The 9,885-nt window shown below is 63.8% G+C and carries 11 protein-coding genes and 1 tRNA gene; 6 read left to right on the plus strand and 6 right to left on the minus strand.

Annotated elements, in window-relative coordinates; translation table 11 throughout:
* Positions 1-115: 115 nt before the first annotated feature.
* The 4 genes from AX725_RS06245 to rnhB all read right to left on the minus strand — a co-directional run bounded on the left by AX725_RS06245 (position 116) and on the right by rnhB (position 3,404).
* Positions 116-316 carry a hypothetical protein gene (locus AX725_RS06245; RefSeq protein ID WP_060979137.1) on the minus strand — a complete coding sequence of 67 codons (201 nt, stop codon included), beginning with the start codon at positions 314-316 and terminating at the stop codon, positions 116-118.
* Between the two features lie 11 nt (positions 317-327).
* A complete protein-coding gene (gene folP, locus AX725_RS06250; RefSeq protein WP_060979138.1) occupies positions 328-1,440 on the minus strand; it encodes a dihydropteroate synthase in 1,113 nt (370 codons plus the stop codon).
* Positions 1,437-2,588, minus strand: coding sequence for a site-specific DNA-methyltransferase (locus tag AX725_RS06255; RefSeq protein ID WP_099046531.1), 1,152 nt, complete (start codon positions 2,586-2,588; stop codon positions 1,437-1,439). Before AX725_RS06255 ends, folP begins: the two co-directional genes overlap by 4 nt.
* 222 nt (positions 2,589-2,810) lie before the next feature.
* Entirely contained in the window at positions 2,811-3,404 is a 594-nt protein-coding gene (gene rnhB, locus AX725_RS06260) for a ribonuclease HII (protein ID WP_060979139.1), read from the minus strand.
* A 127-nt stretch (positions 3,405-3,531) separates the two neighbouring features.
* Between rnhB and AX725_RS06265 the strand changes: the two genes are divergently transcribed.
* From AX725_RS06265 to AX725_RS06290, 6 genes are all read left to right on the plus strand, one after another.
* Entirely contained in the window at positions 3,532-4,710 is a 1,179-nt protein-coding gene (locus AX725_RS06265) for a PQQ-dependent sugar dehydrogenase (RefSeq protein ID WP_060979165.1), read from the plus strand.
* Between the two features lie 91 nt (positions 4,711-4,801).
* Entirely contained in the window at positions 4,802-6,250 is a 1,449-nt protein-coding gene (locus tag AX725_RS06270; RefSeq protein ID WP_066114483.1) for a coniferyl aldehyde dehydrogenase, read from the plus strand.
* A gap of 69 nt (positions 6,251-6,319) precedes the next feature.
* A tRNA-Leu gene (locus AX725_RS06275) sits at positions 6,320-6,403 on the plus strand.
* 115 nt (positions 6,404-6,518) lie between these two features.
* Entirely contained in the window at positions 6,519-7,745 is a 1,227-nt protein-coding gene (argJ, locus tag AX725_RS06280; protein WP_060979141.1) for a bifunctional glutamate N-acetyltransferase/amino-acid acetyltransferase ArgJ, read from the plus strand.
* Positions 7,746-7,748: 3 nt separating this feature from the next.
* Positions 7,749-8,357, plus strand: coding sequence for a glutathione S-transferase family protein (locus tag AX725_RS06285; RefSeq protein WP_060979142.1), 609 nt, complete (start codon positions 7,749-7,751; stop codon positions 8,355-8,357).
* Positions 8,354-9,148, plus strand: a complete 795-nt coding sequence (locus AX725_RS06290) for an inositol monophosphatase family protein (RefSeq protein ID WP_060979143.1) — start codon at positions 8,354-8,356, stop codon at positions 9,146-9,148. The genes AX725_RS06285 and AX725_RS06290 overlap by 4 nt, the downstream gene beginning before the upstream one ends.
* Here AX725_RS06290 and AX725_RS06295 read toward each other — a convergent pair whose 3' ends face one another.
* Together AX725_RS06295 and trxA are read right to left on the minus strand one after the other, a co-directional pair.
* The gene (locus tag AX725_RS06295) at positions 9,149-9,433 is read right to left on the minus strand and encodes a virulence factor (RefSeq protein ID WP_060979144.1); all 285 of its coding nucleotides are present in this window, start codon (positions 9,431-9,433) and stop codon (positions 9,149-9,151) included.
* 97 nt (positions 9,434-9,530) lie between these two features.
* Positions 9,531-9,857, minus strand: coding sequence for a thioredoxin (trxA, locus tag AX725_RS06300; protein ID WP_023839553.1), 327 nt, complete (start codon positions 9,855-9,857; stop codon positions 9,531-9,533).
* Positions 9,858-9,885 lie beyond the last annotated feature (28 nt).

Genomic DNA, 9,885 nt, shown 5'->3' on the forward strand with positions numbered 1-9,885 from the left:
GGGGGGAGGGTTGGGAGGGGGAATGCGCCTTGCAATGCCCCTCTCAGCTGCGGCTAATCAGCTACGCTGATAAGCCTTCGCATCTCTCCCCTGAAGGGGAGAGAGCAGTGGTCAGTCACTCCGGCGCTTGCGTTTCTGCCAGCGTGTGCCCGCTCTTTGTCGGGATCGACCAGATCACGACATTGGCGATCATCACCACCGCCAGCACCAGCATCAAGGCGGGCTGCTTGCGCTGGCCGCGGCGGAAGAGTGCGATCGCGCCGAAGACGAGCGCGATGGCGGTCAGCATGGCGATGGAGAGGACGAAGCTGGTCATGCTTCCCTGTGTCAGTCGAGCCCCGGCACCGTCAAGGCGGCATCGCGCAGGCCGCGCCAGACGCGGGCGGCCTGGACCGTTTCGGGGACGTCATGGACGCGCACGATCTGTGCGCCGCTGCCGATGGCGCTCATCGCCAACGCAATCGAGCCGCCGAGCCGCGCATCGACCGGGGCCTCGTTGGACAGCGCGCCGATCATCCGCTTGCGGCTCGCGCCGAACAGGATCGGCTGGCCGAGCGCATGGAACAGCGGCAGCGCGTTGATCAGCGCCAGATTGTCGGCGAGCGACTTGCCGAAGCCGATGCCCGGATCGACGATCACCTTTCCGCGCGCCACGCCCGCCGCGATGACGGCAGAGACGCGCGCCTCGAGCCAGTCGAACACGTCCGTCACGACATGGCCATAGCCGCCGCCTGCATGCGGGTTCGCGCCCTGCGACGGCGCGTGCATCAGCACCACCGGGCAGCCCGAACGCAGTACGACATCGAGCGCGCGACTATCGTACAGCAGCCCCGAGACATCGTTGACGATATGCGCGCCAGCCTCCAGCGCGGCCTCCATGACGGCCGCCTTGCGCGTATCGACCGAGAGGATCGCGCCGCTATGCGCCAGCGCCTGGATTGCGGGGACGACGCGCGCGATCTCGTCGCCCTCCCACACCACCGGCGCGTCAGGCCGGGTGGATTCGCCGCCGATATCGATCAGCGATGCGCCTGCGGTCAGCATCGCAAACCCTGCGTCCGCCGCCTGCGCGGGATCATCGGTAAAGCGCCCGCCGTCGGAAAAGCTGTCGGGCGTCACATTCAATATGCCCATCACCTGCGGCTGATCGAAGCGCAGCACGCGCTCGCCCAATTGCATCGGGGCGTGCATCCGCGACAGGTTGGCGAACTGCGTCTGCGCCCGCTCGGCCTGATCGGCGGGTAGAGCGTTCAGTGCCTCGGCAAAGCGATCGACCGGGACGATCTGCCGCCCGACCAGGCGGGCGCCCTCATAGCTTTCCAGCGCGACGAGATGGCACCAGACCAGGCTGTGCCCGAGCCGGATCGTCGCCCCGTCAAAGGTCTGCGGGCTTTCCGCCAGACCCACGGGGCGGACATAGACGCGCGCGCTCTTGCTCACGGTTCGGTGGCGAGCAGATAGGTCTGGCGCAGGCTGTCGAGCGGCTTCAGACCGTCATCGGTCTCGATATGCCACCAGGTCCAGCCATTGCACGACGGCGCGTTCTGCAGCAGCGCGCCGACCTTGTGGATCGATCCGCTATGCTCGCCCGAAAGCAGCGAGCCATCGGCGCGGATCGTCGCGAAATGCTTGCGCGCCTTGTCACACACCCTGGTGCCGACGGGAACATAGCCGGTCTCGACCAGCGTGCCGAAGGCAACGCGCGGCTGACTCTTGGGCGACTGCATGGTCTTCAGGCCCGATTCATCGAGCGGCAGCGCGGCGGCGATGCGCTCTTCGGCAACCTCGCAATAGATCGGATCGCGCTCGCAGCCGATCCAGTCGCGCCCCAGGCGCTTGGCGACCGCGCCGGTGGTGCCGGTGCCGAAGAACGGATCGAGCACGACATCGCCGGGATTGGTGCAGGCGAGCAGGATGCGATAGAGCAAAGCCTCGGGCTTCTGCGTCGGGTGCGCCTTGGTGCCGCCGCGCTTCAGACGCTCCTGGCCGCCGCAGATCGGCAGCACCCAGTCGGAGCGCATCTGCAGCTCGTCGTTGAGCGTCTTCATCGCGCGATAGTTGAACGTGTATTTCGACTTCTCGTCGCGCGACGCCCAGATCAGCGTCTCGTGCGCGTTGGTGAAGCGCGTGCCGCGGAAATTGGGCATCGGGTTGGCCTTGCGCCAGACGATGTCGTTGAGGATCCAGAAGCCCAGATCCTGCAGCGTCGCGCCGCAGCGGAAGATGTTGTGATAGCTGCCGATCACCCACATGGAGCCGTCGGGCTTGAGGATGCGGCGCGCCTCGGTCATCCATTCGCGGGTGAAGCGGTCATAGGCGGCGAAGGTGTCGAACTTGTCCCAGTCATTGTCGACCGCATCGACGCGGCTGCCTTCGGGGCGATAGAGATCGCCGCCGAGTTGCAGGTTGTACGGCGGATCGGCGAAGATCATGTCGACCGACGCGGTGGGCAGGCGGCGCATCTCCTCGATGCAATCGCCCTTCAAAATCTGGTTGAGCGGCAGCGGCGGACGCGCCGCGACCCGGGCACGCGGCGGCGCCTTGATTGTGCGCTTTGCAGGCGCAAGCATTTCGCCGATCTGAACCATATTAAACCCCCGCTAACCCCGTGGAACGAGGCCCTGAATGAGTCCTTGGCGACCATCGGTCAAGGCCAAAACCCTAGCGAATCCGGGTGTTCAAATGGTTAACGGGGGGTTTGCCATGCGGAACAAGATGAGTCCAAATCCACATGTTGAGTCCCGTTAACCAGCCGGGACTCAACCACTGGTGGTGTTGCCGCGAAGACTCGGCGCGCAAATTTTTTCAAATCACAGCAGACAGGCCTGGGCCACCGGAGCGAAGCTGCGGCGGTGGAGCGGGCTGGGCCCATGCTGACGCAATGCCGCCAGATGTTCGGCCGTCCCGTAACCCATGTTGCGGTCCCAGCCATAATGCGGGTGTTCGGCGGCGGCCGCGCGCATCAGCCGGTCGCGCTCCTGCTTGGCGAGGATCGACGCGGCCGAGATGCACGGGTGCAACGCATCGCCCTTGACGACGGCCTGTGCCCGGTAGCGCCATCTGGGCAGCCGGTTGCCGTCGACCAGCACCTCGTGCGGTTCCTTCTCCATCGCTTCGACGGCACGCGTCATGGCCAGCATCGTCGCTTGCAGGATGTTGATCGCGTCGATCTCCTCGACGCTCGCCATGCCGATGCCGAACAGGCAATGTTCGCGGATCAGCGCTTCGAGCTTTTCGCGCCGGGCGAAGCTCAGCGTTTTGCTGTCGGCCAGGCCCGCAATGCCATCGGGGCACAGAATCACTGCTGCTGCGACCACAGGTCCGGCGAGCGGCCCCCTGCCCGCCTCGTCGACGCCCGCGACAATCGTCAGATTATCAAATGTTGGGGAACCGGCTGTCGTCATGACGCGTCTGTGCCGCATGCCCCTTGCGACCGCAAGACCCCGCCACCATTCAGAAACTCTACCCGAATCGTTTGCAATCTCCCCCCGGATGGCGATGATCCAATTCATGATGAACGGAGTGACCCAGATGCACCGACTGACCCTTTGTGCGGCGCTGCCGCTTGCCTTGATTGCCTGCAACAGCAGCGACAAGGCGGTGGCCAGCGGCGACGAGACCGAGGCCGTTGCCGCAATCTCGCCGGTCGATACCATTCCGTTCGAGACGTCCGTGGTCGGCCAGTTTGACGAGCCCTGGGCGATGACCTTCCTGCCCGATGGTCGCGCGCTGGTCACCGAGAAGAAGGGTAAGCTGAAGCTTGTGACCTTCGCCGCCGATGGCAAGATCAGCAGCGTCGATGTCAGCGGCACCCCGACTGTCGCCTATGGCGGCCAAGGCGGCTTGGGCGACGTCGTGCTCTCGCCCGATTTCGTCAATGACGGCTATGTCTATCTCAGCTTCGCCGAGGCGGGCGATGGCGATACCAGCGGCGCCGCGGTCGCGCGCGCCAAGCTGGTCATGGCCAATGACGGCGCGGCCTCGCTCAAGGACATGCAGGTCCTCTGGCGGCAGGAACCCAAGGTTTCGGGCAAGGGCCATTACGGGCACCGTATCGCCTTCGGTCCCGACGGCATGATGTACATCTCTTCCGGAGAGCGGCAGAAATTCGATCCGGCGCAGGATCTCGACCAGAATCTCGGCAAGGTCATCCGGCTGACACCCACTGGCGGCATCCCCTCGGACAATCCGATGTACGATCAGGGTCGCATCAAGGCGCAGGCCTGGTCCTGGGGCCATCGCAATCCCCTCGGCCTCGCGTTCGACAATGCGGGCAATCTGTGGGAGCTCGAAATGGGTCCCAAGGGCGGCGACGAGCTCAACCTCGTCAAGCGCGGCGCGAATTACGGCTATCCCAAGGTGTCGAATGGCGATCATTATGACGGCAAGGACATCCCCGATCATGCCCCCGGCGACGGTTTCGAGCCTCCCAAGGTTTTCTGGAACCCCGCGATTTCGCCGGGCAGCCTGATGATTTACTCGGGCGATCTGTTCCCCGCCTGGAAGGGCAGCGCGTTCATCGGCGCGCTTGGGGCGCAGGCACTGGTTCGGGTGAAGCTCGGCGGTGACACGGCCGAGAAGGCGGATAACTGGACGATGGAGGGCCGTATTCGCGAAGTCGAACAGGGTCCTGATGGCGCCATCTGGCTGCTGGAAGATGGTGCACGCGGGTCGAAGGGCCGGCTGCTCAAGCTCACCCCGCCGAAATAACGTTCCGCCTGCATGGCCGGCTGAAAAGCGATTTCAATTCGCAACCTATCACGATACACCTTGGGGCAAACAGCCAACCGGGAGAAGATGAATGGCGACTTTGGCAGACGCACCGCTCAGCGCGGATCAACTCGAAGATATTCTGGAGCGGCAGAAAAAGGCCTTTCTCGCCGAGCTGCCGGTGCCGATGGCAGCACGCAAGGATCGCATCCGGCGGTTGATGAAACTGGTCCATGACAATGCCGATGCCTTGGTCGCTGCCATGAGCGAGGATTTCGGCCATCGCAGCCCCGACCAGTCGAAGATGACCGACATTGTCGGCGTTCTCAATGTCGCACGCCACACGCTCAAGCATATGGACGATTGGGCCAAGCCCGAAAAGCGTTCGGTCCAGTTCCCGCTCGGCCTGCTCGGCGCGCGCGCCCGCGTTGAATATCAACCGCTGGGCGTGGTCGGAGTGATCGCACCGTGGAACTTCCCCGTGCAGCTGTGCCTTACGCCCGCCATCGGCGCATTGGCGGCAGGCAACCGGGTGATGATCAAGAACAGCGAATATACCGAGGCGACGTCGAACCTGCTGGCCGAACTCGGCCCGCGCTATTTCGATGCCAGCGAGGTCGCGTTCTTCACCGGTGGCCCCGAGGTCGGTCAGGCCTTTTCGGAACTGCCGTTCAACCATCTGCTGTTCACCGGCGCGACCAGTGTCGGCCATCATATCATGCGTGCAGCTGCCAAGAATCTGGTTCCGATCACGCTCGAGCTCGGCGGCAAGTCGCCTGCAATCATCGGACGCGGTGCCGACAAGGCCAAGGCCGCACAGCGCATCACCATGGGCAAGATGATGAATGCCGGGCAGATCTGCATCGCGCCCGATTATCTCTATGTGCCCCGCGAGGACGAGCGCGAGATCATCGAGAACATCCAGCAGTCCGCCGCGACGCTGTATCCGACGCTGCTGACCAATGACGACTATACCGCCATCGTCAACGAACGACATCACCAGCGCCTGACCGGCTATCTCGACGACGCGCGCGAAAAGGGTGCGGAGGTGATCGAGGTCAATCCGGCAAACGAGGATTTCAAGTCGGCCAACAGCCGCAAGATGCCGCTGCACATCCTGCGCAACGTGACCGACGATATGAAGGTGATGCAGGACGAGATTTTCGGCCCGATCCTGCCGGTGAAGACCTATTCGACGGTCGACGAGGCGATCGATTTCGTCAACGGTCGCGATCGTCCGCTCGCGCTATATTATTTCGGCGAGAACCAGGACGAGGCGAAGAAGGTCACCGATCGGACCGTTTCGGGCGGCGTGACGCTCAACGACACGATCTTCCATGTCGCGATGGAAGACCTGCCCTTCGGCGGCGTCGGCCCCTCGGGTATGGGCAATTATCACGGGATCGACGGGTTCTGCACCTTCAGCCATGCCAAGGCGATCTACAGCCAGCCGCGCATCGATGTCGCCAAGCTGGGTGGTTTCCTGCCGCCTTATGGCGATGCGACGAAAAAGGCGATCGCGCGCGATTTGAAGCTCTGACGCGTATCGAGCGGCGGCTTTTGCGCCTTGCCTGTCGCGGGCAAGGCGCTATAGGCTGCCGCTCCACACGCGGGCGTGGTGAAATGGTAGACGCGCCGGACTCAAAATCCGGTTCCGCAAGGAGTGTCGGTTCGAGTCCGACCGCCCGCACCAGCTTCCTGACTTCGATCCAGTCATAACGCTTTTGCCGCACGCATCGGCAAAGCCCTTGCACTTGGCCGGAGAGCGATTAGGGCCGCAGCCAGTCTTTCATGGTCTGGACGGCAACATGACTCACCCGGTTTCCCCGCTCGCGCTCCCCTTTCCCGATCTGCCTGCAATCGCAGGCGTCACGCCGCGTGTCGCCCGCGCGCGCTACAAGGAATGGGATCGCTGTGATCTCAGCTATGTCGAGCTGGTACCGGGAACCAGTGTGGCCGGTGTCACCACCACCAGCAAATGCCCCTCGCCCGAGGTCGAATGGTGCCGCGCAGCCCTGCCCCACGGCCAGGCCCGCGCGCTGATCGTCAGCGCGGGCAATTCCAACGCGTTCACCGGCGGCAAGGGCCGTGCGGCGGTGCAGCTGCTGGTCGAGACCGCGTCGGCGCGGCTGGGCTGCGCGGCGGAGGAAATTTTCGTCTCGGCCACCGGTGTGATCGGCGTGCCGCTGCCGCAGGACAAGGCGCGCGCGGGGCTCGAGGCGGCCTTTACCGCAGAGCCTTGCGACTGGCGGGCGCTGACCGACGCGATCGGCACCACCGACACCTTCCCCAAGGCCGCGACCACGAGCGCGATGATCGGTGACACAAAAGTGCAGTTGGTCGGCGTCATCAAGGGATCGGGCATGATCGCGCCCGACATGGCGACGATGCTGGGCTATGTATTCACCGATGCCAATATCGCGCCGGCGCTGCTGCAGCAGATGCTGAGCGCCGCGAACGCCCGGACCTTCAGCTGCATCACCGTCGACAGCGACACCTCGACCAGCGACACCGTGCTCGCCTTCGCCACCGGCCAGGCGGATCACGCCCGGATCGAAAGCATGGAAAGCACCGGGGCCCATGCGTTCGCCGCCGCGCTGACCAATCTGTGCCGCCAGCTGGCGCATCTGGTGGTGCGCGATGGCGAAGGGGCGAGCAAGTTCATTGAGATACGCGTCACCGGGGCGGTCTCGGACGAAAGCGCGCACCGCATCGCGCTGTCGATCGCCAATTCGCCTTTGGTCAAGACCGCGATCGCGGGTGAGGACGCCAATTGGGGCCGCGTCGTGATGGCGGTCGGCAAGGCGGGCGAACCTGCCGAGCGCGACCTGCTGTCGATCCGCTTCGGCGGGGTCGAGGTAGCAGCCCACGGCATGGTCGTGCAGGGCTATGACGAAGCGCCGGTGGCCGCGCATCTCAAGGGGACCGACATCCTGGTCGAGGCCGATATCGGACTGGGCAACGGCCGCGCCACCGTGTGGACCTGCGACCTGACGCACGGATATATCTCTATCAATGCCGATTACCGGAGCTGAGCCATGCTCACCATCTGGGGTCGCCTCAACTCGCACAACGTCAAGAAGGTCGTCTGGGCGGCGGAGGAAATCGGCCTCGACTATGTGCGCCACGATGTTGGCGGCAAGTTCGGCATGGATGCCGCCTATCTGGCGCGCAACCCCAATGCGCTCATTCCGACGGTCGAGGATGACGGTCTGGTGCTTTGGGAATCGAACGCCATCCTGCGCTACCTGGCCGAGGCGCATGCGCCGCACCTCTGGCCTGCCGATCCTCGTACCCGCGCGGCGGCGGACAAATGGATGGACTGGCAGTTCGCCTATGCTGATGCCCAGCGCGAGGTCTTCCTTATGTTGGTGCGCAAACCGCCCGAAGCGCATGATCCTGCCGTGATCGCACGCGGGATCGAGGAGACGGGCAGGATGATGGCTATATTGGATACCTGCCTGGCACGCCAGCCATGGCTGACCGGCGAGAATTTTGGCATCGCCGACATCCCTATGGGCACCTATGCGCACACCTGGTTCGCGCTCGACTTGGCGCGCGGCGATTATCCGCATCTGCGCGGCTGGTACGAACGGCTGGTCGAGCGCCCCGGCTATGCCAAGAATGTGATGATCCCGCTGACATGACCCATCCGCTCCACGCCCCCGTCTCCGCATTGATCCGCAACGTCGCGCGCGAGGTCGTGCTGCACCACTACCAGGATCTGGCGCAGCACCAGATCGCGGAGAAGACACCCGGCGATCTGGTGACCATCGCCGACAAGGAGAGCGAGAAGCGGTTGAGCGCCGGTCTGGCGAATATCCTGCCGCAAGCCAGCATCGTCGGCGAGGAAGCGGTGGCGGCCAATCCGGCGCTGATCGAGCGCGTCAACGACAGCACCGCTTGGATCATCGATCCCATCGACGGCACGCACAATTTCGCGCACGGCCATCCGCCGTTCGGGATCATCATCGCGCTGGTCGAAGGCGGTGAGACGGTGGCGGGCTGGCTCTACGATCCCCTGGCCGACCGCATGTGCCACGCAGTGCGCGGCGGCGGTGCGTTCATCAACGATGAGGTTGTGCAAGCCCGCGAAAGTGGGGAGGCGCTGCCCATCGCCGCGATCTCGACCATGTACATTCCCGAGCCGCGCCGCGCCGAACTGGCAGCCGCGATCGAGGGCAAGTTCACGATGGTCGACATTCCGCGCTGTGCGGCGGAGCAATACCCCCGACTGGTGCTGGGGCAGAACGACGTGACGCTGTTCGAGCGTACGCTGCCCTGGGACCATGCAGCAGGCGTTCTGTTCACCCTCGAAGCCGGCGGCCATGCTGCACGGCTCGATGGCTCCCCCTATCGCCCCGGCGACCAGCGAAAGGGCATGCTCGCCGCCGCCAGCCCCGCAATGTGGGACAAGGCAGCGGCGATCATCACCTAGCTATTCGATCGCTGGCCCTAGGTCGTTATTCTCCTCGATCCGTAACATGCGAATGTCGCGGACCGAGGGCTTGAACCAATCATATTCGCGGCGAAGCTCCTGAACCGCCAGAACGCAGTCCACCGGCGTCACTTTATCATTGCCAAAATAGGTTGAACCCTGCTGCCACTCGAATCCGCGCGATTCCAGCACCTTACGGATATCGGAATAGGCGTTGTTCCATGAGGCATTGTCGTAGGCAGACTGCAACACCGTGGTGTCCAGGTCAAAAACGATAGCATACATGCTCGCACCCTTTGTGGGCTGGAAACCCAGAATGCGGTTATGACCTAATTCTGCCGACATGCGTGCAGGGACTACACCATTTTCGAGCCAGTTTCCATCAGGCGGGCAGAGCGCCTTCGAGCCAGCTCTTGAGCGCGCTCTTGGGGGCCGCGCCGACCTTGGTCTCGACGATTTGTCCCTTGTCGAACAGGATCATCGTCGGAATGCCGCGCACGCCGTACTTGGCCGGAGCGTCGGGATTGTCGTCGATATTGATCTTGGCGATGGTGACCTTGTCGGCGAGTTCGTCGCTGATTTCTTCGAGAGCCGGGCCGATCATCTTGCACGGACCGCACCATTCGGCCCAGAAATCGACCAGAACGGGCTTGTCGGACTTCAGCACATCGGCTTCGAAGCTTGCATCGCTGACTGCAGTGGTTGCCATGGGGGATACTCCTTGTTCGTGACTTGAG

This window comes from Blastomonas sp. CCH9-A1 (assembly GCF_001557175.1).
Taxonomy (GTDB): Bacteria; Pseudomonadota; Alphaproteobacteria; order Sphingomonadales; family Sphingomonadaceae; genus Blastomonas; species Blastomonas delafieldii_A.